The organism is Pseudomonas sp. GW821-FHT01A09 (assembly GCF_058986725.1).
The window spans coordinates 26,093-49,253 of the sequence record NZ_JBYSWB010000019.1 but is presented as its reverse complement, the minus strand read 5'-3'; the positions used below and the strand labels follow the sequence as shown (position 1 = coordinate 49,253).

The following is a 23,161-nucleotide window of genomic DNA, read 5'->3' as shown; positions in this document are numbered from 1 at the left end:
TGAAGTTGTTTTTTTAAAATACTGGTTATAGTCGCGAGCAAGTCGCAGGAGTAAATAGACATGGCCAGTGTTCATGGAAAAGTTATAGAAGTACTGCCGCCGTTAGTTGTCGATCTGGACGGCACCTTGTTACGTTCCGATTTACTTCTGGAAACCGCCATGGCGTATGTTCGCTCGCGGCCGACGCAAGTTTTCAATTTGCTGCTGTGGTTGCTCAAGGGTAAAGCGGCGCTCAAGGAGGGCTTGGCCCTGTCCACCGATGTGGACGTCACCGTGCTGCCTTACGATCCGGTGGTGCTGGAGCGGATCGCCGCCGCTCGCGCCGCCGGACGCATGGTGGTGCTGGCCACCGCCAGCCACCACAGCCTGGCCGAGCGCATCGCCGATCACCTCGCAGTGTTCGACGAGGTCTATGCCAGCGACGCCAAGCGCAACCTCAGCGCCCATCGCAAGCGCGACCTGCTGGTGGCCAGCTATGGCGAGGGCGGTTTCGACTACATGGGCAACTCCCAGGACGACCTGTCGATCTGGCAGGCTTCGCGCCAGGCCATCGTGGTAAACCCCGAGACCGGTGTCGAAAGCCGCGCCAAGGCCTACGGCAACGTTGAAGAAGTGATCCGCTCCAACCCGAGCGGGGTCAAGGTCTGGCTCAAGGCGCTGCGCATTCATCAATGGATGAAAAACGCGCTGATCTTCGTGCCGCTGCTGGCCGCGCATCAGATCAACCGCCCCGATCAACTGCTCAACGGCGTGCTGGCGTTCCTGTTTTTCGGTCTATGCGCTTCCAGCGTCTACCTGCTCAACGACCTGCTCGACCTGGCCGACGACCGTCACCACAAGAGCAAATGCCGGCGCCCGTTCGCCAGTGGTCGGCTGTCGATTCAGACTGGCCTGACCGCAGTGCCGTTGCTACTCATCGGGGCCTTTACTGGCGCGGCGCTCTGGCTGCCCTGGCAGTTCAGCGGCGTGCTGGCGGCCTACTACGTGCTGACGCTGGGGTATTCGCTTTACCTCAAACGGCAGATGACCTTCGACGTGATCGCCCTGGCGATGCTCTACACGGCGCGCATTCTGGCCGGTGTCGCCGCGTTCAGCGTGCCGCTGACGTTCTGGATCCTGGCGTTCTCGATGTTCATGTTTCTCAGCCTGGCGCTGGTCAAGCGCTATGCCGAACTGCGCGACGCCCGCTCCCGCGATGCCCTCGGCCAGACCCGCGGGCGAGGCTACTTTCCGGGCGACCTGGACATGATCGCCTCGCTCGGCGCGGCGTCCGGCTATCTCGCGGTGATGGTGCTGGCGCTGTACATCCACGACACCACCACGGCGGCGCAATACACCTTGCCCCATGTGATCTGGCTGGCGTGCCCGATGCTGCTGTTCTGGATCACCCGAGTGTGGATGCTCACCCACCGCGGCCTGATGAACGACGACCCGGTGGTATTCGCCATTCGTGATCGCATCAGCCAAGTGATCGGCGCCATGCTGTGCCTGGTCTTCTGGATCGCGGCATGAGCGCCGATCTGTATTCCTGGGGGCGCTTCCCGCTGCTGCCGCAACGTGGCCATAGCGTCAGCTGGCGTGACGAACTGCCGGCGCAGCTTGAGCGCGTAGTCGCCCAGCACCGCATGACCCTGCCCTATGGCAATGGCCGCAGCTATGGCGACAGCTGCCTGGCGGCCAGCGACGAGGTGCTGCAGATGCGCTCCCTCGATCGCTTGATCGAGGCTGACTGGGGCCAGGGCATGGTCCTGGTGGAGGCGGGCATGACCCTCGCCGAACTGCTGGCGCTGGCGATTCCGCGCGGCTGGTTTTTGCCCGTGACCCCAGGCACCCAGTTCGCTACCGTCGGAGGCGCCATCGCCAACGACGTGCACGGCAAGAACCACCATCGCCGCGGCACCTTTGCCCATCACGTGGCGAGCTTCGGTCTGTTGCGTCACGGCGAAGCGCCGCTGCAGTGTTCGCTGGAGGAAAACCCCGAGCTGTTCGCTGCGACCCTCGGCGGCCTCGGCCTGACCGGGCTGGTGAGCTGGGCGCGGCTGCGGCTGATGCCGATCCAGGCCAGCCAGATCGACACCACGGTGATGCGCTTCGCCAACCTCGACGAATTTTTCGCGCTGTCCCATGAGCTCGATGAGGCCCACGAATACAGCGTCGCCTGGATCGACTGCCTGGCCAAGGGCAAGGACACCGGCCGTGGCGTGTTCATCGTCGGCGACCATGCCCGTTATGGCTCGCTGGAGGTCAACAGCCGGCCGCGCTTGCAGATGCCGCTGACGCCGCCGGTGTCGCTGATCAACAACCTGTCGCTGCGGGCGTTCAACTCGCTGTACTGGCGCGTGCACCCGCAGCAGCGCACGCAACGGCGCAGCGCTTACGAGCCGTTCTTCTATCCGCTGGACCGACTGCTGAACTGGAACCGCATCTACGGGCGCAAGGGCTTTCAGCAGTATCAATGCGTGATTCCCGACGCCAACGCCCGCGATGGCATGGCCGAGTTGCTGGCGGCCATCGCGGCGGCGGGGCAGGGCTCGTTCCTGGCGGTGCTCAAGCGCTGCGGCGACATGCCCTCGCCCGGCCTGCTGTCGTTCCCCATGGCCGGTACCTCGCTGGCGCTGGATTTTCCCCAGTCCGATGCCCTTGAGCAGCGGCTGTTTCCGCGCCTTGACGCGATCGTCCGACAAGCTGGCGGGCGCTTGTATCCGGCCAAGGACGCGCACATGAGCGGCAGCGATTTTCGTCATGCCTACCCCGCGTGGGAGCGCCTCGAAGCGCTGCGCGACCCCACTTTGATGTCCCGTTTCTGGAAGAGAGTCATCTTATGAAAAAGGTCCTGATCATCGGCGCGACCTCTGCCATTGCGGCGTCCTGCGCACGTCTGTGGGCGGGCGAGGGCAGTGAGTTTTTCCTCGTCGCGCGCAGTGCCGACAAGCTGCAGCAGACTGCTGCCGACCTCACCGCGCGTGGCGCCGGGACCATCCACCAGCACCTGATGGACGCCACCGATTACCACGCCCATGCGCAGATGCTGGCGGACTGCATGGCTGCGCTGGGGCAGATCGACATCGCCCTGGTCGCCCACGGCACCTTGCCCGATCAGCAGGCCTGCGAGCGTGACGTTCAGGTGGCGTTGCAGGAGTTCGCCAACAACGGCACTTCGGTGATCGCCCTGCTGACGATTCTTGCCAACCAGCTGGAAATCCAACGCTGCGGCACTTTGGCGGTGATTTCCTCGGTGGCCGGTGATCGCGGACGGCCGTCGAACTATCTGTACGGCACCGCCAAGGCCGCCGTCTCGACCTTCTGCGAGGGCCTGCGCGCGCGGCTGTACAAGGTCGGCGTGCACGTGATCACCATCAAGCCCGGCTTTGTCGACACACCGATGACTCAAGGCCTGGCGTTGCCGGCGTTGCTGGTGGCGCGCCCGGCCGAGGTCGCCAAGCGCATCGTCGCCGGCATCACCGGCAAGGTCGCGACCCTGTACACCCCCGGTTTCTGGGCGCTGATCATGATGATCATCCGCGCCATCCCGCAACCCGTGTTCAAGAGGCTCAAGCTATGACCCAGGCCCTGTACCTGTCGGGTTGGCGCTACCGGGCGGTGCTGCTGTCGGTGGTCGGCTCGGCGATCGGTTATCTGGCGTTCTCCCTGTGGGGCGGCTGGGCGGCGGTGAGCGCGGCGGTGGGCAAGGTCGGGCTCGGCGGTATTTTCATTGCGCTGCTGATGTCGTCGATCAACTACCTGCTGCGCTTCGGCCGCTGGCAGATCTACCTGGGTGCCATGGGCCACAGGATTCCCTGGCGCCCCAGCCTGCGCATTTACTTGGCCGGGTTCGCCCTCACCACCACGCCGGGCAAGGCCGGTGAAGCGCTGCGCGGGGTGTTGCTGAAAAGCTGGGGCGTGCCCTATCCGAAGAGCTTCGCGGCGTTCTTCAGCGAGCGCCTGTCGGACCTGTTCGCGGTGGTGCTGCTGACCCTGTTCGGATTGACCCTGTACCCGGATGCGCGGCCGATGATCTTCATCGGCGTCGGCTTGGTGCTGCTGGGCTTCGCGGTGTTGTCGCAGCGGCGCTTGCTGGAGTCGGTCAAGCCGCTGCTGGCGATGAGCGCGGGCAAGTTGGCGACCACCTTGCAGCATCTGCTGGAGATCCTGCTGGAGGCGCAACGCTGTCATCGTCTGAGCATTCTGCTGGGGGTGACCTGCCTCAGTGTGGTGGCCTGGAGCGCTGAGGCACTGGCCTTTCACTGGGTGCTGCAGTGGATGGGTGCGGACGTGCCGCTGGCCTTCGCAGTGTTCGTGTACGCCCTGGCGATGCTAGCAGGGGCGATCAGCTTCATGCCCGGCGGCCTGGGCGGCGCCGAGGCGGTGATGGTGGCGCTACTGATGTGGAAGGGCATGACCGGCGCCGACGCGGTGGCCGCCACCGTGCTGATCCGCCTGGCGACGCTATGGTTCGCGGTGGCGATCGGGGCGTTGATGCTGCTCAAGTTCAAGGCTGCGGCGCAGTTGCAGCAGTCTTGATCATCAATTGTTGGAGGAGGCCGTGATGGTCGCAGATAAAGGCAGGTATTTTTCGGGGCCAGTGCCCTTGTTATTGCTGGTGGCGGTAATCCTCGCGAGCTTCCTGGCATCCAGCGGGCCGATCCAGTGGATGGACAACGGCATGTTCCTGGCCGATGCCACCACCGGTCAGTACTTCGCGCAGTCCCTGGGCCCGCTGGATCATCCGCTGTACCAGTTTTTCAATACGGGCTTCTACAAGGTCTTCGGCTCTTCACTGTTGCTCAGCCTGCTCAATTCGATCCTGCTGATTCCGGTGGCGGCGTCGATCTTCTGGCTGAGCCGTAGCCTGGGTGCCTCGCGCAACCTGGCCTTGCTGGCCGGGGCGGTGACCGTGACCGCCCACGGCGTGTTCTGGATCTCGACCAAGGCCGAGGTCTACATCTTCCATCTGCTGTTCGTGCTGCTCGCCTATGGCGTGGCGTTCGACCTGCGCCTCAAGGTCAGCGATTACACGCGATTGGGCATCATCGGCGTGCTCACCGGCATGGCCGGCAGCATTCATCAGTTGACCTTTATCGTCCTGCTGCCGCTGTACGTGCACCTGCTGATGCAGTATCGCGGCCGCACCCTGATGACCGTGCCGGGCTTCGCCATCGGCTTTTTCAGTGCCTATCCGGGCGTGCTCCACGACCTCGGCGCGGGCATGAGCCTGATCGAGATCGTGCGTCATTACCTGACCGGCGCGGCGCCCAGCAACGTCGACGTCAACTGGGAAGGCAGCATGTTTCGCTTCGACAAGATGTGGCACGAGAAGAACTCGGTGATGATCCTGCTGCTGTCGCTGATGGGCCCGCAACTGCTGGGGCTGGTGATGATGCCCAAGGACCGGCGCCAGCGCGTGCTGTGGGCGGCGGTGCTGCTGAACTTCATCTTTGCGGCGCCCTACAACGTGACCGACCGCTTCACCTTCTTCCTGCCGGGTATCGCACTGGCGGCGATTCTCGGGGTGATGCGCTTGAAGGAGTTGCTGCCTGAACGTCGCGTCAGTGCCACCGTGCTCAACCTGTCGGTGTTCACCTGCCCGGCGGCGCTGTTGTTCGCCTGGGTGCTGTATGACGGCGGCCTGATCAAATTGCCGGTGCACACCGAAGCGCTGCCGTACCGCAACGACATTCACTACTTCATGGTGCCCTACCTGCGTGATCGCTCGGCGCAGCAGTTCGTCGAGCAGTACGAAGTGACGGCGCCGAGCGGAGCGCTGATCGTGGCCGACTGGACGCCCATGGGCGCGCTGCGCTCGGCCCAGGCGGCCGGCCAGTTGCAGGGCCGCAGCTTGACCTCCTGCGAAACCGACGAGGACATGAGCCGCTACGTGAACGGCGCCGGGGCGTTCTTGCCGCGTACCAGCTACTGCGAGAAGGTGCTGGCCAAGTACGCGCTCGACAAGCGCGAGGTGGGCTATCGGTTGCAAGAGAAGACTGTGCTGGTGCAAAACCCCTAAGCCGGCGCCAGTCCGTACCGGGTGCTGCGCCCGCCGCCGGGCAGGCGCAGCAGGCAGCCTTTTTCCAGCAGGTCGGTTAGGTGGCGAGTGGCGGTGGCCTTCGACACCTTGGCCACGGCCTGGTATTGGCTGGCATTGATGCCGTCCTCGAAGCCTTTCGGGCCACCGTCCAGCAGGCGATTGAGGACTTTGGTCTGTTCGGCGCTCAGCGCGTGTGCGCGGTTCCGTTGCCAGAATCGCGTCTTGGCCAGCAGCCGATCGATCCGTGTGCGAGCCTGTTCCAGGCTGTCCAGCAGCGTGCGCAAAAACCACTCCAGCCAGGCGCTGATATCCGGCGTGGCCTTCTGGCTGCTTTCCAGTATCCGGTAATAGCCCTGGCGATCCGCGAAAATGCTGGCCGACATGGCGTAAAAGCGGATTGCCAGCGGATCGGCCTGGGTCAGTGCCAGGTCGGTGATCGCCCGGGTCAGGCGGCCGTTGCCGTCGTCGAACGGGTGCAAGGTGACGAACCAGAAGTGCGCGATACCGGCTCTGAGCAGCGGATCGAGGCCGGCATCGTTGCGGCTGAGCGCGAACCAGTCGAGGAAGTCCTCCAGCTGGCGATCCAGGCCCTCGCGTGGCGGAGCCTGGAAGTGCACCCGCGGGCGGTCCAGGCGTCCCGACACCACCTGCATCGGTTCGCTGCCCCTCAGTTGCCCGATGTGGAGGGCATGGCGGCTCAGGCTGCTATCGGCGGCAAACAGCAACTCGTGCCAGTGCAGCAGCCGGTCCAGAGTCAACTGCAAATCGGGCTGGCGGGTCGCTTCGAGCATCAGCTCGGCCATGCTTTCGCTGCGCAGGCTGACCGCGCCGCTATCGTCCAGGCCCAGGCGTCGCGCCAGGGAGGAGCGCACCGAACTGACGTTCAGGGTTTCGCCTTCTATGGCCGAGGTGGTGAGAATGTTCTGCAGCAGTGCGTCGAGGGCTTCCTGATTGGAGCTGTCCGAATCGAAGGTCCCGGCCAGGCCCAGGAGTTGCCCTTGGGCCTTGGCACAGGCGCGCAACAGCGGCGCCAAGGTCTCTGCCTGCCAGCTGAAGGAGGGCCAGTCGGGGTGTTGCCAGATCCAGTCGGGGAACAGCATCGCGCGTTGCTCTGGGATGAATGAGCCGATTATAGAGTCTATTCGGCTCATTTTGTGAGCCGAATAGGTTTTTTAATCGGCTCACGGTGAGCTCCAGTGCTTCTCGCATGCGTTGATCATATGAATATCAAGGAGCCTGTGGCGGGTCGGCGCAGCGCCGTTCAAGATGGGCGGCGGGAGTCGTTTTCGCGCCGCGCGCCACGACCTGTCACCAATCACCAGCCTGCTCAGTGTGCTGATGGATCACTCGCAATACCTGAATCGAATTTCCAATCACTCGGTAGGGAACCAGGAACGGGATTTTGGTGAGAATGAGCTCTCGGATATCAGGTACCTGTGACTGCCTGCCTAACGACGGATGTGCGCCCAACCTCGCTATGGTTTCGATAGTGCGCTGAATCAGCTCGGCCGCTTTCTCATCGCCCACTGTCGCAGCGTAATGCTCGAAGACTCCTTCCAGGTCGCTCTCGGCTTTATTCGTCAGGACGATCTTTTTTGGCACGGCTCACCCATTTGGCTTTAACGGTATCGAGATCTGTAAGGTTGCCTGCGTCGGCATCTGCTATGCCTTCAGCTATTGCTTCGACGTGCCATGCCTCGGCCTCGATGTACCGGGCTAGCGCACGCTTCAAGTGATACTGACGGTCACGATCTGTCGCTTGCGCCAAATGGTCGAGTTGACGAACAAGGTCATCTTCTACACGGAAAGACAGGACAGGCGAAGCCACGGGAGAGTCCTCGTTTACGTTGTATACGGTGTTTACGGTTGGGTGCAATGTACATGGCTACGCCTGCTCTGATCAAGTGGTATGAGGGTTTTGAGCGTGGAGCGGCGTGCTTCAGGGTATACGGCCGACGGCAATGATCGGTGTTAGGAAGGCGAGTTGCTAGAGGAAAGCATTTCCCTGGGTAAGGTAGCGAATCCGTCAATGACTCAGTATTGAAACCATACTGAAGCACGGAACATCGAACCTGTAGGACAACCCTGAAAATTGCGGCCGGTTTGTGGACGATTTACGGGAGGCGCTTGCGAGCAGAGCTCCGCGATGGCTGCGTCAAAAACAAAAAAACCGCGTCAGCGCGCGGTTTTCGGAGATGGTGGGCCCAGTAGGACTCGAACCTACGACCAAGGGATTATGAGTCCCCTGCTCTAACCAACTGAGCTATAGGCCCCCAGTAGGCCGCGGATTATAACGATGGTTTGCCAACTGCGCCATCCGAAAAGTCCGAAACCAGCGCGCGCAGGAAGGTAGCGGCGAATTCGTCGGCCGATAGTGGCAGGCTGACGATGTAGCCCTGGATCTGCTCACACCCCTCGCGGGCGAGGAATTGCTGCTGATCCTGATTCTCCACACCTTCTGCAATAACGGTCAGCTGCATGCTGCGGCCTAAGGCGATGATCGCGCGCACGATGGCGGCGTCGTGGGGGTCGTCGGGCAGGCCGCGGACGAAGGACTGGTCGATCTTCAGGGTGTGCAGCGGCAGGCGCTTGAGGTAGCTCAGGGACGAGTAACCGGTGCCGAAGTCGTCGATGGCCAGTTGCACGCCCAGGCCCTTGAGTTGATGCAGCACCAAGAGGGCTTCTTCGGCCTGACTCATGATGAAGTTTTCGGTGATTTCCAGTTGCAGGCAATCGGGCTGCAGGTGGTGGTCTTCGAGCAGGCGCTGGATGCGGGCGAAGAGGCCGGGCTGGCGCAGTTGGGCGCCGGCGAGGTTGACCGACAGCGGGCCGAACGCCTGGTATTGCAGCTGCCAGGTACGCAGTTGCTGGCAGGCGTGTTCGAGTACCCATTCGCCCAGCGGCAGGATCATGCCGTTCTCTTCGGCCAGGGCGATGAAGCGCTCGGGCGGGACTTCGCCGAAGGTCGGGTGACTCCAGCGGATCAGCGCCTCGGCACCGACCAGGCGCTGGCTCTTGAGGCTGAACTTGGGCTGGTAGCACAGGCTCAGTTCGTTGCGCTCGATGGCGCGGCGCAGTTCGTGCTCCAGCGCCACGCGAGCGCTGGCCTGGGTGGTGAGGTCGCGGGTGTAGGACTCGACGCGGTTGCGGCCCTTGGCCTTGGAGCGGTACATGGCGGCGTCGGCGTTCTTCACCAGGGTGGCGACGTCGGCGCCGTCCTGCGGGTACAGGCTGGCACCGATACTGGCGCTGGTGAAGAACTCGTGCTCGCCGGCCTGGAACGGTGCCGCGAAGCAGGCCAGCACCTTATTGGCGATGATCTCGGCATCGGTGCTGGTTTGCAGGCCCGGCAGCAGGATGATGAACTCGTCGCCGCCCAGGCGCGCCACGGTGTCGATATCGCGAACCTGCTCGCGCAGGCGATTGGCGATGCCCTTGAGCAGCAGGTCGCCGACCGGGTGGCCGAGGCTGTCGTTGATGTGCTTGAAGCGGTCCAGGTCGAGGAACAATACCGCGCCTTGGCCGGCGTCGTCCGTATGGCTGTTGAGCGAGGCTTGCAGGCGGCTTTCGAACAGCGTGCGGTTGGGCAGGCCGGTCAGGGGGTCGTGGTGGGCCTGGTAGTCGAGACGCGCTTCGGCTTGCTTGAGGCTGGAGATGTCGGCGAATACCGCGACGAAGTGGGTGATGACGTCTTCCTGGTTGCGCACCGAGCTGATGGTCAGCCAGCTCGGGTAGGCCTCGCCGTTCTTGCGGCGGTTGTAGATTTCACCCTGCCAGTGACCATTGGCGGCCAGTTGATGCCACATGTCGATGAAAAACCCGTGATCGTGGCGCCCGGACGCCAACAAGCGTGGCGTCTGCCCCAGGGCTTCGGTTTCGCTATAGCCGGTGATTTCGCTGAAGGCGCGATTGACCGCGCTGATGCGCTGGCGGGTGTCGGTGATCAATACGCCCTCGGCGGTGCTCTCGAATACCGTGGCGGCGAGCAGTAGTTTTTCCTGCATCAGGTGCCGTTCGGTGATGTCCCGCGCCATGATCAGCATGCAGGCATCGCCGTCGAACAGCATCGGGCTGGCGCCCAGTTCGCACAGACGGATTTCGCCGTCGGCGCGGCGGATCAGGCAGGTGAAATCCTTGACCAGGCCGTCACGATGGAGAATCTCCAGCATGCGCACGCGATCGTTGAGGTCAACCCAGATCCCGAGATCGAGGGTCGAGCGATCCACCACTTCGTACAGGGGATAGCCGGTCAGGCGGCTGAAGCCTTCGTTGACCTCCAGCATCATGCCGTCCAGCTGGCGCGTCAGCAGCAGGCCGTCGGGGGAGGCATGGAAGGCCTTGGCGAACTTCTCTTCGGATATCTGCAGGCGTTGCTGGGTTTCTTTCAGCGGGCTGATGTCGCGGACCACCACGACCAGCGCTGGCGTGGTGTCGAGGTCGAAGGGTTCGGCCGACATCAAGCCGGTGAACACTTGACCATTGCTGCGTTTGAAGGGCATTTCCAGATTGCGGATGCGGCTGCTCTTGACCCGCTCCAGCAGCCCCGGCCCCACGCCTTCGATGCCCCAGATGTCCAGCTTGGTGGCGTTCTTGCCAATGACGTCGCTGGCCTTGAGGCCCATCTGTGTTTCGAAGGCAGAGTTCACTTCCAGCAGGCAGCCATCGCTCAGGCGGGCGATCACCAGGATATCCGGGCACTGCTGGAACACCGAGGCGAATTTCTGTTCGGACAGGCGCAGGGCCTCTTCGGTGTTTTTGGTTTCGCTGATGTCGATCATCAGGCCGCGCATGATGGTTTCGTTGCCCTGATCGATCAGGCTGACGATGTCGCGCACCCAGACACTGCGCCCATCGGCAGCGATGACCCGGTAATCGAGGCTGTGATCGCGGCCGGCGGCGGTCTCTGCATCGCAATAGGCATGAGCCCACAGGGCGTCCACCGGATGCAGCACGCTGCGCCAGAATCCGGGCTTGCGCCAGTGTGCCAGCGGGTAACCCAGCAGATCTTCGGCGTGAGGGGAAACGTAGCTGTAGCTGTAGTCCTGGGTGTTGGCTTCCCAGGCGATGGCGGACTGGCTTTCGACCAGGCCGCGGTAGTGGTATTCACTGGTGCGCAGCTCTTGCTCGAGGGCCACGCGGCGAGCGATTTCCGAGCTCAGGCGCCGATTGGTGCGCATCAGCACGGCAGCGACGGCCATCAGAAAGAGAATGGTCGGCAGGCCGTACACCATCAGGTCTGACCAGAGATGATCGACGTGTACAGCCGGACCGGACGTATTAGCGTCGGTCGCGGTCATGGCATCAGCCGTTGCCCAATCCGAGAACAGAAAGAGCAAGACAAGGGCCGATAGTCTTGGCATAGCGGCCTCTTTTCTCTCGCGCACAAAGACTTGAGTGTAGACGGGCAAAGGGCGCGAAAGGAAGCGGGGGAAGCGGGCTAAATGACCGAAAAGCAAAACCCCCAGACAGGCTGGGGGTTTTGGCGTTGCAGCGATGCGTCAGGCGCGGGCCTGAATCACTCGTCGAGGAACGAGCGCAGGTGCTCGCTACGGGTCGGGTGACGCAGTTTGCGCAAGGCCTTGGCCTCTATCTGACGGATACGCTCACGGGTAACATCGAACTGCTTGCCGACTTCCTCGAGGGTGTGGTCGGTATTCATGTCGATGCCGAAGCGCATGCGCAGCACCTTGGCTTCCCGCGCGGTCAGGCCGGAGAGGACTTCACGCGTGGCTTCCTTGAGGCTTTCTACCGTAGCGACATCGATCGGCGACTGCATGGTGGAGTCTTCGATGAAGTCACCCAGATGGGAGTCTTCGTCGTCACCGATCGGTGTTTCCATGGAGATCGGCTCTTTGGCGATCTTGAGAACCTTGCGGATCTTGTCCTCAGGCATCTCCATGCGCTCGCCTAGCTCTTCCGGCGTCGGTTCACGACCCATTTCCTGCAGCATCTGCCGGGAAATGCGGTTGAGCTTGTTGATCGTCTCGATCATGTGCACCGGAATACGGATGGTGCGCGCCTGGTCGGCGATCGAGCGGGTAATGGCCTGACGGATCCACCAGGTGGCGTACGTCGAGAACTTGTACCCGCGACGGTATTCGAACTTGTCGACCGCTTTCATCAAACCGATGTTGCCTTCCTGGATCAGATCGAGGAATTGCAGGCCACGGTTGGTGTACTTCTTGGCGATCGAGATCACCAGACGCAGGTTGGCTTCGACCATCTCTTTCTTCGCGCGGCGGGCCTTGGCCTCGCCGATCGACATGCGACGGTTGATGTCCTTGATTTCCGCGACGGTCAGGCCGGTTTCAGCTTCGAGCGCGACCAGTTTCTTCTGGCACTTGACGATGTCGTCCTGCACACGACCAATGGCTTCGGCGTATTTGCTCTTGCCTTTGGCCAGGGCGTCGGTCCAGCTCTGGTCGATTTCGTTGCCCGGGAACTGGCGCAGGAAATCGGCACGCGGCATACGGGCATCACGCACGCACAGCTGCATGATGGCGCGCTCTTGCTGACGCAGGCGGTCGAGGGCGCCACGGACGCGCTCCACCAGGCCTTCGAACTGCTTGGGCACCAGCTTGATCGGCATGAACAGCTCGGCCAGGACGAGCATCTCGTCGATGCCTTGCTGGCTGTGGCGACCGTGCTTTTTCAGTGCCTTGAGGGTAACCGCGAGTTGATCCTGGACGGCACCGAAGCGCTGGGCGGCGATGACTGGGTCCGGACCGCTCTCGGCCTCTTCCTCGTCGTCGCTGCTTTCTGCGTTTTCTTCGTCGTCATCGTCCTTGGCTTCCGCCGCCTTGTCGGTTTTCTCGACAGGTGGTGGTACCTCGGCCGGCGGCGCAATGCCGTCGTCCGGATCGATGTAGCCGCTCAGTACGTCGGACAGGCGACCGCCTTCCGTCGTGACGCGCTCGTATTCGCTGAGGATGTGATCGACCGTGCCAGGAAAGTGCGAAATCGCACTCATCACTTCACGGATGCCCTCTTCGATACGCTTGGCGATCTCGATCTCGCCTTCGCGAGTGAGCAGCTCGACGGTCCCCATTTCACGCATGTACATGCGCACTGGGTCCGTGGTGCGGCCAATGTCGGTTTCCACGGCCGCCAACGCAGCGGCGGCTTCTTCGGCGGCGGCTTCGTCGGTATCGGCTTCGGCCAACAAAAGGGCATCCGCATCCGGAGCACTCTCGAATACGTTGATCCCCATGTCGTTGATCATGCGGATGATGTCTTCCACCTGCTCCGGATCTGAAATATCCTCAGGCAGGTGGTCGTTGACCTCCGCGTAAGTCAGGTAGCCCTGCTCACGACCGCGGGTGATCAACTCTTTGATGCGAGACTGCTGTTGCGCTTTTCCGGACATAACACCCTATCCACTGAAGGTCTTGGCGGGCAAAAAACAAGCCGAGGATTATACCCGAGCTGTGACCTCACGCGCCAGTTGAGGTCGGGGTTTGAGCGTGAAGATTGCGACTTAAAAGCTCGCGCAGCTGATTTTTCTCGTCTGCGCTGAGTTCTTCCTGCCGTGCTTTGCGGAGCAAATGCTCCAGGGTTCGCTCGCGTTGGCGGGCGGATAAACTAGTAATGGTGTCGAAAAACTGTTGTTCAAGGTTATCGGCATCGATCAGCCACTCCTTTTCGGCCAGAGCCTGCAGCAAGCGACCTTGATCGGTACCGTGCCAGCGGGCGATCAACTGTAATGAGCGTAGCCCAGGATTCTTTTGCAGGGCGCCCAGCAGGGCGACCAGCAATTGTGTATAGACATGACCTTCATCGGCAAAGTGACTGACATCTTCAACTTTTTCCGCCAGATGGGGGTGATGCAGCAAAGTCCGCAATGCACTCAGGGTCGGTGGTTCGACGCTGGTCGGCACGCGCGGGGCACGTTGTTCGAATTCCTGGCGTTTGCCATTGCGATCCCACGGCTTGCCTTTCTTGTCCCAGGGCTTGTCCTGCCACTTTTTCTGCCCGCCCTGCTTGGGTGTCCACGCCTGTTGTGGCGGCTGCTGGGGCTGAGCGTAAGCGTCGCCCTGATGGCCTGGGTGAAAGTCGCCGTAGTCATGCTGGCTGTAATCGGCGCTGTAGTCGGGCAGTTGATCGTAGTCGATGCCCGGGTCGTATTCGGGTGTTGCCTGGGCGGGCGCAGGCGTGCTGCGGGCCATCTGGTTCATGGCTTCGCCGCTGAGGCCGGTGATTTCGGTCAGGCGGTTGCGCATCAGGGCGCGTAGGTTGTTGCCGGGCACCTTGTCGATCAGCGGCGCGGCCAGGGTCACCATGTGGGCCTTGCCTTCGAGCGAGCGCGGGTCGGCCTCTTCGGTCAGTTGCTGGAAGAAGTAATCGGCCAGCGGCTGGGCCATCTGGTGAATGCGGGCCTGGAAAGCGTCGGTGCCTTCGGCGCGAACCAGGCTGTCCGGGTCTTCGCCCTCGGGCAAAAACAGAAAGCGCGCACGTCGACCGTCCTGCAGGCAAGGCAGCGCCGCCTCCAGAGCTCGCCAGGCGGCTTTGCGGCCGGCCTGGTCGCCGTCGAAGCAGAACAGCACGCTGGGTACTACCCGAAACAGGCGCTTGAGGTGCTCTTCGCTGGTGGCGGTACCCAGCGTCGCGACGGCGTTGCGCAGGCCTTGCTGGGCCAGCGCGATGACGTCCATATAGCCCTCGACCACGATGATCTCGTCGAGGTTGCGGTTGTTCTTGCGTGCTTCGAACAGCCCGTAGAGTTCCTGGCCCTTGTGAAATACCGGCGTCTCGGGGGAGTTCAGGTACTTGGGTTTGTCGTCGCCCAGCACCCGGCCACCGAAGGCGATGATGCGGCCGCGGCTGTCGCGGATCGGGAACATCACGCGGTCGCGAAAGCGGTCGTAGCGCTTGCCGGTTTCGGCGTTTTCGATCAGCAGGCCGGCGTCGATCATCGCCTTTTGCCCGAGAGTGTCGGTGCCCAGATGCTTGAGCAGGTTGTCCCAGCCCGGCGGCGCGAAGCCCAGACCGAAGTCGCGAGCGATCTCCCCAGACAGGCCGCGGCCCTTGAGGTAGTCGACCGCTGCACGGCGCGACGGGTGGGCCTTGAGCGACTGGCGGAAAAAATCGGCGGCGGCGGTCAGCAGCGGATAGAGCGGCGAGTCCGTGGGCTGGCGCGGCTTGTTCTGGCGTCCGCCTTCTTCGCGCGGCACTTCCATGCCGGCGGACTTGGCCAGGTCCTCGATGGCCTGGGGGAAGTCCAGGTTGTCGTGGTCCATGAGGAAGCCCAGGGCGTTACCGCCAGCGCCGCAACCGAAGCAGTAATAGAACTGCTTGTCGGGGCTGACGGTGAACGACGGGGTCTTTTCCTTGTGGAACGGGCAGCACGCCGAGTAGTTCTTGCCGGTCTTTTTGAGCGACACGCGCGAGCTCACCACGTCGACGATGTCGGTGCGGTTCAGGAGGTCGTCAATGAAGCTCTGGGGGATCAGCCCGGCCATGGGGTTCTCGTCATCAAACAGGGAAACACTGCAGGAGTGTATCTACTGAGCGCAGAATCGGGGTGCCTTTGCGGTACTGATTTTGTATCGGCAACAGTTACAACTTCGACAGTGCCACAGGGCATCGAAGCGCGGAAGAATGTGCGGAAGGGTGTGCTCGTCTGCAGCCTTGCAAGGCTCGTCAGGGTGACGTGCACAGCTGGCGTTTAAGGCCAGTTCTGACGTTCTAGGCAGCCGCTCTTGGCGTGAGCCAGGAGTGGAGTTGCGGTACAGCACCAACGGTGTAGCGATGCATCGGCATAGCAACTGCGTGAAGCCACCACTGCCGGCAGCCCGGCAGTGAGCCGGGCGAGGCAGAAGCTTGCAGCGAACGTCTGTGTATTAGTACAGACGAACGGCGCGGCGCTGTTCGCGCTGAACTTTCTTAGCGTGACGTTTGACAGCGGCTGCTGCCTTGCGCTTACGCTCGGAAGTTGGCTTCTCGTAAAATTCGCGGCTACGAACTTCAGCCAGTACACCGGCTTTTTCGCAGGAGCGCTTGAAACGACGCAGAGCTACGTCGAAGGGTTCGTTCTCTTTTACTTTGACGGCTGGCATCCAGAGCTACCTTCATTCATTACCGGGGTCAACGTACTCCTGCGGAAAATCGCGCTCGGGATACGTCGGTTTTTAAGGGTTGCGGATGTTAACCCTATGACGACAGGAATGCAAAGCCTCTGATCGAAAACCGCTGGTCGGAGCGCTGAGCGGCGACTATCATGCGCGCCTTTGAAGCCAGCCTCAACAAGGCGAGACCCATGTTAGTACTGGGATTGGAAACCTCTTGCGACGAAACCGGCGTCGCATTATACGACAGCGAGCTAGGCTTGCTGGGCGACGCGCTGTTCAGCCAGATCGACCTGCACCGTGCCTATGGCGGCGTAGTCCCCGAACTGGCCTCGCGCGATCACGTCAAGCGCATGCTGCCGTTGATCCGTGAAGTGCTGGCCCAGGCCGAGCGTGCCCCGGCCGATATCGACGCCATCGCCTACACCGCCGGCCCCGGCCTGGTGGGAGCGCTGCTGGTGGGCGCCGCCTGTGCGCAGGCCTTGGCGTTCGCCTGGGACGTGCCGGCGTTGGGCGTGCACCACATGGAAGGCCATTTGCTGGCGCCGATGCTTGAAGAGCAGCCGCCGGAATTTCCGTTCGTCGCTTTGTTGGTGTCGGGCGGGCATACGCAGCTGGTAAGAGTGGATGGCATCGGCCAATACGAGCTGCTGGGCGAGACCCTCGACGATGCGGCTGGCGAAGCCTTCGACAAGACCGCCAAGATGATGGGGCTCAATTATCCGGGCGGCCCGGAGATCGCCAAGCTCGCAGGGCAGGGCGCCCCAGGACGCTTTACCTTCCCGCGGCCGATGACCGACCGGCCCGGGCTGACGTTCAGCTTCAGCGGCCTGAAAACCTCCGCCCTGAATACCTGGCAGCAGTGCCAGAGCGCTGGGGACGACAGCGAGCAAACCCGTTGCGACATCGCGCTGGCCTTCCAACAGGCGGTGGTGGAGACTCTGACCATCAAGTGCAAGCGTGCCCTCAAGCAAACTCACCTCAAGCGTCTGGTGATCGCTGGCGGCGTCAGCGCCAACCGCGCGCTGCGCGAGTCCCTGGAGAAGATGCTCGGCGAGATCAACGGCCATGTATTTTACGCCCGGCCGCAGTTCTGCACCGACAACGGCGCGATGATCGCCTACGCGGGCTGTCAGCGCCTGATGGCGGGGCAGCGTAACGATCTGGCGATCAACGTGCAGGCTCGCTGGCCGATGGAGCAGTTGACCGCTCCTGTGGTTGCGTAGGGCTTGAGGGCCCTTTCGCGGGCAAGCCCTGCTTCCACAGTCGTGGGAGCAGGGCTTGCTCGCGACAAGGGCGGTACAACTTGCACAAGATGAGCGGATTTCACCGCAGGCAATCAGAAATGCCGTTCGCGTCCCGCCAGCAGGTCGCGTAGATTGCCGCGATGACGCCAGACGATCAGCAAGGTCAGCACGCACATCGGCAGCAATGCTTGTGGCGCCTGCCACGCCAGCAGCGGCAGCGTCAGGGGGGTGGCGATCAAGGAGGCCAGCGAGCTGGTACGGGTGAGGGCGAAGACTACCGCCCAGGCGACCACCGCCAGCAGCGCTGCGGGCACGTATAGCCCCAGCAATACTCCTGCGGCGGTGGCGACACCCTTGCCACCCTTGAAGCGGAAATACAGCGGGAACAGATGGCCGAGTACCGCGCACAGCCCGATCCAGGCCTGTTGTTGCAGCCCGAGGCCGAACGCCAGGCCGACCAGCACTGGCAACAGGCCTTTGCAAAGGTCGCCGAGCAGGGTCAGGATGGCAAGCTTGCGCCCGGCCAGGCGCAGCATGTTAGTGGCGCCGGCGTTGCCCGAGCCGCTCATGCGCGGGTCCGGCAGGCCGGTGCCGCGGCTGATGAGGATGGCGAAGGACAGCGAACCCAGCAGGTAGGCGAGTAACGCCAGTAACCAAAACATGCGAACTATTCCGGGCGAGGACGTCCTGATTCTAACGGCGCATCGCGCCCTTGTCGTGCAGTGGAGAAAAGTGCTTGGACAGAGTGTTTATCGAGGGGCTGGAAGTCGACACCGTGATCGGTGCCTACGACTGGGAGCGGGACATTCGCCAATGCCTGCGCCTGGACCTGCGCTTCGCCTGGGATAACCGCCCGGCAGCCGCAGGCGACGACCTGAGCCTGGCCCTCGACTATGCCAGCGTTTCGGCACGCATTCAGGCCTTCGCGCAGGAGGCGCGCTTCGAGTTGGTGGAAACCTTCGCCGAGCGCCTGGCCGAAGTGCTCATGGGCGAATTCCAGATTCCCTGGCTGCACCTCAAATTGACCAAGCCGGGTGCTGTCGCGGCCGCCAAGGGCGTGGGCGTGGAGATCGAGCGCGGATGCCTCTGACCCGTATCTACCTAGGCCTCGGTAGCAATATCGAGCGCGAGTCGCACCTGTGCGCCGGCCTCGATGCGTTGGCGCTGTTTGTCGAGGATATGCAGTGTTCGCCGGTATTCGAGAGCGCGGCGGTGGGCATCAAGAGCGGGCCGTTCTTCAATCTGGTGGTGACCGGCCTGACTGACTTGCCGCTGATGGAGCTGGATCGCCGCCTCAAGTTCATCGAAGCGGATAACGGCCGTTACGCCCCGGAGCGCAAGGGCCTGCCGCTGGATATCGACGTGCTGCTGTATGGCCAGCAGGCAGGCAATTTCGATGGCTTGATTCTGCCCCGCGCAGAAATCCTCAAGAACGCTTTCGTGTTATGGCCGTTGGCGTTGCTGGCACCCACCGAGCAGCATCCGGGTGTGCAGCGCTCGTTTGCTCAGCTGTGGGATGAGGCGCAGATCGACCAGCTATTGGCCCCGGTGCCGTTCACTTGGCGCGACCAGCAGCTCACGGTCTGCTAAACCCGTGTAGCGGGGGGGCTTGCCCCCGATGATATTTCCGTCAGCCGCGTCTTTGTGGGCATTGAGTTTTTTCGGGGGCAAGCCCCCCCGCTACAGGGAGGCGCGGTGTTCAGCCTGGTATTGGCTCAATACCGCCAGCCGCTCGCGCTTGATCGCTTCCCCTAGCGCCTGGCCCTGGTAGCCATGAGCGACCAGCGGCTGCACCGCTACCGAGCGGGCGGCATCGGCTGCGCCGCGCAGGTACTGCGCTTGTGGATAACTGCCCTGCGCGCTCGCCTTGGCATCCAGCTCGCAGACCGCCAGGAACTCGTCGAAACGCTGGGGACGACGGTACACGTCGAAACTTTGCAGCAGTTCCAGCAGTGCCGTGGGCTCGATCTCCAGTGCTCGATGGCCCTGGTCCCGGTATTGCCCCACCAGCACCGCCAATTCCAGGCAATCGCGCGGTACCTTGAAGCGCTCACTGACCGCCTTGATCTGCTTCGCCGGCAGCTGCTGGAGCAAGCACGCCCAGCGTACGGTCAGTGGCTGACCGAGCTGTGCCGAGTGGCGCAGGGCACGCAAGCTATGCTCGCCGGTATTGGGGTGCGGTGTGCCGAACAGCGCATCGACTTCCGGCAGCAGGCGTTCCAGGGCGCCGCATTCGCGCAGGACCTGTATGAACACCTGAGGCTGATCTTCCATCAGCGCGCGGGAGATCTCTTTCCAGCAGCGTTCCGGCGTCAACGCCGCCAACTCGCCAGATTCGCTGAGTTGGCGCATCAAGGCCAGGGTCTCGTCGGCAACGCCGAAACCCAGGGATGCAAAGCGCGCGGCAAATCGTGCCACACGCAAGACTCGTAACGGATCTTCGGCGAATGCCGGAGAAACATGGCGCAAAATCCGATTCTGCAAGTCTCTCCCGCCACCATAGGGATCGGTCAATTGCCCGTGATCATCCTCGGCCATGGCGTTGATGGTCAGGTCGCGGCGGATCAGATCCTGCTCCAGCGTGACGTCCGGGCTGGCGTAGAAGGTAAAGCCGCCATAGCCATGGCCGCTCTTGCGCTCGGTACGCGCCAGTGCATATTCCTCACCCGTGTGCGGATGCAGGAATACCGGGAAATCGGCGCCTACTGGCCGATAGCCCAGATCCAGCATCTGCTCGGCGCTGGCGCCCACCACCACATAGTCGACATCAGTGACGTCTCGTCCGAGAAGGCGATCGCGCACTGCGCCACCCACTTTGTAGATCTGCATGAAAAAGCCTCCGTCTGCGGCCCACAGGATACCTGCTGTGGACCGCGGAGGGAGGCTTGCATGCCGCTCGGTGGGTCAGAGATGAACCACGGCGAGGTCCAGGCGCCCGTAATCGCCTTCGGCATGTTCGTGCCGGGGCGGTACGTGATGGGTTTTCATGATCTGGTCGCCTTGCAGGGTTTCGAGCTTGATATCGAAGCCCCACAGCCGATGCAGATGCTTGAGGACTTCGTCGGTGGACTCTCCTAGCGGTTTGCGATTGTGTTGTTGATGGCGCAGGGTCAGCGAGCGATCGCCACGGCGGTCGATGCTGTAGATCTGCACATTGGGTTCGCGGTTGCCGAGGTTGTACTGCGCGGCCAGGGTTTCGCGGATGATCCGATAGCCCGCGTCGTCATGGATGGCCGGCACCAGCAGGTCGTCGCGCTGGTCGTCGTCCATGATGCTGAACAGCTTCAGGTCGCGGATGACCTTGGGCGACAGGTACTGCAGGATGAAGCTCTCGTCCTTGAAGCTGGTCATGGCGAACTTGATGGTCGACAGCCAGTCGCTGCCGGCTATCTCGGGGAACCACTTGCGGTCCTCGTCATCCGGGTTTTCACACATGCGGCGGATGTCGCGGTACATGGCGAACCCAAGGGCATATGGGTTGATGCCGCTGTAGTAGGGGCTGTCGAAGCTGGGCTGGAACACCACGCTGGTGTGGGAGGTAAGGAACTCCATCATGAAGCCGTCGGTGACCAGGCCTTCGTCGTACAGGTCGTTCATCAACGTGTAGTGCCAGAAGGTCGCCCAGCCCTCGTTCATGACCTGAGTCTGACGTTGTGGGTAGAAGTACTGCGCGATCTTGCGCACGATTCGTACGATCTCGCGCTGCCAGGGCTCCAGCAGGGGGGCGTGCTTCTCGATGAAGTAGAGGATGTTTTCCTGAGGCTCCGACGGGAAGCGGACGTTGTCCTCTTCGCGGTTCTTGTCGGCGCTTTTCGGAATGGTCCGCCATAGGTCGTTGATCTGGCGCTGCAGGTGCTCCTCGCGGTCCTTCTGGCGTCGACGCTCTTCTTCGGCGGAAATCGGGTAAGGACGCTTGTAGCGGTCGACACCGTAGTTCATCAGCGCGTGGCATGAATCGAGCAAGTCCTCGACCGCGTCGATGCCATGACGCTCTTCGCATTGCATGATGTACTGCTTGGCGAACACCAGGTAGTCGATGATCGAGCTGGCGTCGGTCCAGGTGCGGAACAGGTAGTTGCCCTTGAAAAAGCTGTTGTGCCCATAGCAGGCATGAGCTACCACCAGTGCCTGCATGCAGATGGTGTTTTCTTCCATCAGATAGGCGATGCACGGGTCCGAGTTGATCACGATCTCGTACGCCAGCCCCATCTGCCCGCGGGTGTAGGACTTTTCGGTGCTGAGAAAGTGTTTGCCGTAGGACCAGTGGTGATAGCCCAATGGCATGCCGACGGAGGCGTAGGCGTCCATCATCTGCTCGGCGGTGATCACTTCGATCTGGTTGGGGTAGGTGTCCAGCGCATAGCGCTCGGCGATACGACTGATCTCTCGGTCGTAGGCCTGGATCAGCTCGAAGGTCCATTCCGAGCCAGTGGAGAGGGGTTGGCGTTTCTGCTCTCTAGCGGTCATGTCACTAACCTGCGCTGGAAGAGTTCACGAAAGACCGGATAGATATCACCGGCCGTCACCAGCTGTTGCTGGGCGAACGTATCGGCGAAGCTCTCGCTGATGCGTTCATATTCATACCACAGCGCCTGATGTTCGCGCGGGGTGATCTCGACATAGGTGTAGTACTGGACGAACGGCATGATCTGCTTGGTCAGAATCTCGCGGCAGATCGGCGAGTCGTCGTTCCAGTTGTCACCGTCCGAGGCCTGGGCTGCGTAAATGTTCCACTCGCTTGTGGGGTAGCGCGCGGCCATGATCTCCTGCATCAGCTTCAGGGCGCTGGAGACGATGGTGCCGCCGGTTTCCCGGGAATAGAAAAACTCCTCTTCGTCGACTTCGCGGGCACTGGTGTGATGGCGAATGAACACCACTTCGATCTTGTCGTAGTTGCGCTTGAGGAACAGGTACAAGAGGATGAAGAAGCGCTTGGCGATGTCCTTGGTGGCCTGAGTCATGGAGCCGGAGACGTCCATCAGGCAGAACATCACGGCCTTGGAGCTGGGGTTCGGGTGCTTGACCAACAAGTTGTACTTGAGATCGAAGGTATCGAGGAATGGCACGCGGTGAATGCGTGCGCTCAAGCGTTCGATTTCACCCTCTATTTCCTGGATATCGCCGAAATTGTCCGGCTCTTCACGCTTGAGGCGGGCGAGTTCCTCCTTGGCTTCCTTGAGCTTCGCGCGGCTGCTGCCGGACAGCGCGATGCGTCGCGCGTGGGCCGAGCGCAGCGTGCGGACGATATTGATGCGTGACGGGTTGCCCTCGTTGGACACGCCAGCGCGTACGGTCTTGAAGGTATCGGTGCCGGTCAGGTTGCGCTTGACCAGGTTGGGGAGTTCGAGGTCTTCGAACATGAACTCTAGAAATTCTTCCTGAGTGATCTGGAAAGTGAACTCGTCCATGCCTTCGCCGGAGTTGCCGGCCTTGCCTGCGCCCTTGCCGCCACCACCGCCTCCTTGGGGTCGGGCAATATGTTCGCCTGCGGTGAATTCCTTGTTGCCGGGATGGACCACGGTCTGTTTACCGCCGCGGCCATGGTGAAGCACTGGCTCATCGATATCGCGGCCAGGGATGCTGATCTGTTCGCCGTGCTCCATATCGGTAATGGAGCGCCGACCCACGGCCTCTTCGACCGCTTTCTTGATGTGATCACGGTAGCGTCGCAAAAAGCGCTGACGGTTCACCGTGCTCTTGTTCTTGCCGTTCAGACGTCGGTCGATCACATAGCTCATAGGCCCTCCAGGCAGCTGCATGCACCAAGCTGCTAGCCGCAAGTCAAAAAGCCACAGGCCGCAGGCCTGCGCAGTCGGTTGAGGCCT

18 protein-coding genes, 1 tRNA gene and 1 pseudogene are annotated in these 23,161 nt (G+C 62.1%); 8 read left to right on the top strand and 12 right to left on the bottom strand.

Going from position 1 to position 23,161, the window contains the following annotated elements; translation table 11 throughout:
- Nucleotides 1–60 precede the first annotated feature (60 nt).
- The 5 genes from AC3WJP_RS20160 to AC3WJP_RS20140 are packed head-to-tail and all read left to right on the top strand — an operon-like array spanning nt 61 to nt 6,004.
- A complete protein-coding gene (locus AC3WJP_RS20160; protein WP_493722357.1) occupies nt 61–1,512 on the top strand; it encodes a UbiA family prenyltransferase in 1,452 nt (483 codons plus the stop codon).
- Nucleotides 1,509–2,825, top strand: coding sequence for an FAD-binding oxidoreductase (locus AC3WJP_RS20155; protein WP_493722356.1), 1,317 nt, complete (start codon nt 1,509–1,511; stop codon nt 2,823–2,825). The genes AC3WJP_RS20160 and AC3WJP_RS20155 overlap by 4 nt, the downstream gene beginning before the upstream one ends.
- Nucleotides 2,822–3,562, top strand: a complete 741-nt coding sequence (locus AC3WJP_RS20150; RefSeq protein ID WP_493722355.1) for an SDR family oxidoreductase — start codon at nt 2,822–2,824, stop codon at nt 3,560–3,562. Before AC3WJP_RS20155 ends, AC3WJP_RS20150 begins: the two co-directional genes overlap by 4 nt.
- Nucleotides 3,559–4,521 (top strand): lysylphosphatidylglycerol synthase transmembrane domain-containing protein, encoded by a 963-nt coding sequence (locus tag AC3WJP_RS20145; RefSeq protein ID WP_493722354.1) that lies wholly within the window; start codon nt 3,559–3,561, stop codon nt 4,519–4,521. The genes AC3WJP_RS20150 and AC3WJP_RS20145 overlap by 4 nt, the downstream gene beginning before the upstream one ends.
- Nucleotides 4,522–4,546: 25 nt before the next feature.
- Nucleotides 4,547–6,004: a DUF2723 domain-containing protein gene (locus AC3WJP_RS20140; protein ID WP_493722353.1), complete on the top strand. Its 1,458-nt coding sequence runs from the start codon at nt 4,547–4,549 to the stop codon at nt 6,002–6,004.
- Here AC3WJP_RS20140 and AC3WJP_RS20135 read toward each other — a convergent pair.
- From AC3WJP_RS20135 to rpsU, 8 genes and pseudogenes are all read right to left on the bottom strand, one after another.
- A complete protein-coding gene (locus tag AC3WJP_RS20135; protein ID WP_493722352.1) occupies nt 6,001–7,125 on the bottom strand; it encodes a Fic family protein in 1,125 nt (374 codons plus the stop codon). The genes AC3WJP_RS20140 and AC3WJP_RS20135 overlap by 4 nt on opposite strands.
- A 208-nt stretch (nt 7,126–7,333) precedes the next feature.
- The gene (locus AC3WJP_RS20130; RefSeq protein ID WP_493722351.1) at nt 7,334–7,627 is read right to left on the bottom strand and encodes a type II toxin-antitoxin system RelE/ParE family toxin; all 294 of its coding nucleotides are present in this window, start codon (nt 7,625–7,627) and stop codon (nt 7,334–7,336) included.
- The gene (locus AC3WJP_RS20125; protein WP_493722350.1) at nt 7,599–7,853 is read right to left on the bottom strand and encodes a CopG family ribbon-helix-helix protein; all 255 of its coding nucleotides are present in this window, start codon (nt 7,851–7,853) and stop codon (nt 7,599–7,601) included. Before AC3WJP_RS20125 ends, AC3WJP_RS20130 begins: the two co-directional genes overlap by 29 nt.
- A gap of 368 nt (nt 7,854–8,221) precedes the next feature.
- Nucleotides 8,222–8,298: transfer RNA gene (locus tag AC3WJP_RS20120), tRNA-Ile, on the bottom strand.
- A gap of 15 nt (nt 8,299–8,313) precedes the next feature.
- A pseudogene (locus tag AC3WJP_RS20115) lies at nt 8,314–11,280 on the bottom strand (sensor domain-containing protein); the annotation flags it as partial.
- A 260-nt stretch (nt 11,281–11,540) separates the two neighbouring features.
- Nucleotides 11,541–13,391: an RNA polymerase sigma factor RpoD gene (gene rpoD / locus AC3WJP_RS20110; protein ID WP_493722349.1), complete on the bottom strand. Its 1,851-nt coding sequence runs from the start codon at nt 13,389–13,391 to the stop codon at nt 11,541–11,543.
- Nucleotides 13,392–13,458: 67 nt separating this feature from the next.
- Complete coding sequence (dnaG, locus tag AC3WJP_RS20105; protein WP_493722348.1) at nt 13,459–15,483, bottom strand: DNA primase; 2,025 nt, start codon at nt 15,481–15,483, stop codon at nt 13,459–13,461.
- A 381-nt stretch (nt 15,484–15,864) separates the two neighbouring features.
- Nucleotides 15,865–16,080 carry a 30S ribosomal protein S21 gene (gene rpsU / locus AC3WJP_RS20100; protein ID WP_002551877.1) on the bottom strand — a complete coding sequence of 72 codons (216 nt, stop codon included), beginning with the start codon at nt 16,078–16,080 and terminating at the stop codon, nt 15,865–15,867.
- A 200-nt stretch (nt 16,081–16,280) separates the two neighbouring features.
- Between rpsU and tsaD the strand changes: the two genes are divergently transcribed.
- Complete coding sequence (tsaD, locus tag AC3WJP_RS20095) at nt 16,281–17,315, top strand: tRNA (adenosine(37)-N6)-threonylcarbamoyltransferase complex transferase subunit TsaD (protein WP_493722347.1); 1,035 nt, start codon at nt 16,281–16,283, stop codon at nt 17,313–17,315.
- Nucleotides 17,316–17,428: 113 nt separating this feature from the next.
- On the opposite strand, the gene plsY is transcribed toward tsaD, so the two are convergent.
- A complete protein-coding gene (plsY, locus tag AC3WJP_RS20090) occupies nt 17,429–17,998 on the bottom strand; it encodes a glycerol-3-phosphate 1-O-acyltransferase PlsY (protein WP_493722346.1) in 570 nt (189 codons plus the stop codon).
- Nucleotides 17,999–18,072: 74 nt separating this feature from the next.
- On the opposite strand from plsY, the gene folB reads away from it, so the two are divergent.
- A complete protein-coding gene (gene folB, locus AC3WJP_RS20085) occupies nt 18,073–18,426 on the top strand; it encodes a dihydroneopterin aldolase (RefSeq protein WP_493722345.1) in 354 nt (117 codons plus the stop codon).
- Nucleotides 18,417–18,926 carry a 2-amino-4-hydroxy-6-hydroxymethyldihydropteridine diphosphokinase gene (folK, locus tag AC3WJP_RS20080; RefSeq protein ID WP_493722344.1) on the top strand — a complete coding sequence of 170 codons (510 nt, stop codon included), beginning with the start codon at nt 18,417–18,419 and terminating at the stop codon, nt 18,924–18,926. The genes folB and folK overlap by 10 nt, the downstream gene beginning before the upstream one ends.
- A gap of 90 nt (nt 18,927–19,016) precedes the next feature.
- Here folK and AC3WJP_RS20075 read toward each other — a convergent pair whose 3' ends face one another.
- The 3 genes from AC3WJP_RS20075 to AC3WJP_RS20065 form a co-directional block, all read right to left on the bottom strand.
- Nucleotides 19,017–20,165, bottom strand: a complete 1,149-nt coding sequence (locus tag AC3WJP_RS20075; protein WP_493722343.1) for a multifunctional CCA addition/repair protein — start codon at nt 20,163–20,165, stop codon at nt 19,017–19,019.
- Nucleotides 20,166–20,240: 75 nt separating this feature from the next.
- The gene (locus AC3WJP_RS20070; protein ID WP_493722342.1) at nt 20,241–21,803 is read right to left on the bottom strand and encodes a SpoVR family protein; all 1,563 of its coding nucleotides are present in this window, start codon (nt 21,801–21,803) and stop codon (nt 20,241–20,243) included.
- Nucleotides 21,800–23,074 (bottom strand): YeaH/YhbH family protein, encoded by a 1,275-nt coding sequence (locus AC3WJP_RS20065; RefSeq protein ID WP_493722341.1) that lies wholly within the window; start codon nt 23,072–23,074, stop codon nt 21,800–21,802. Before AC3WJP_RS20065 ends, AC3WJP_RS20070 begins: the two co-directional genes overlap by 4 nt.
- Nucleotides 23,075–23,161: the final 87 nt, after the last annotated feature.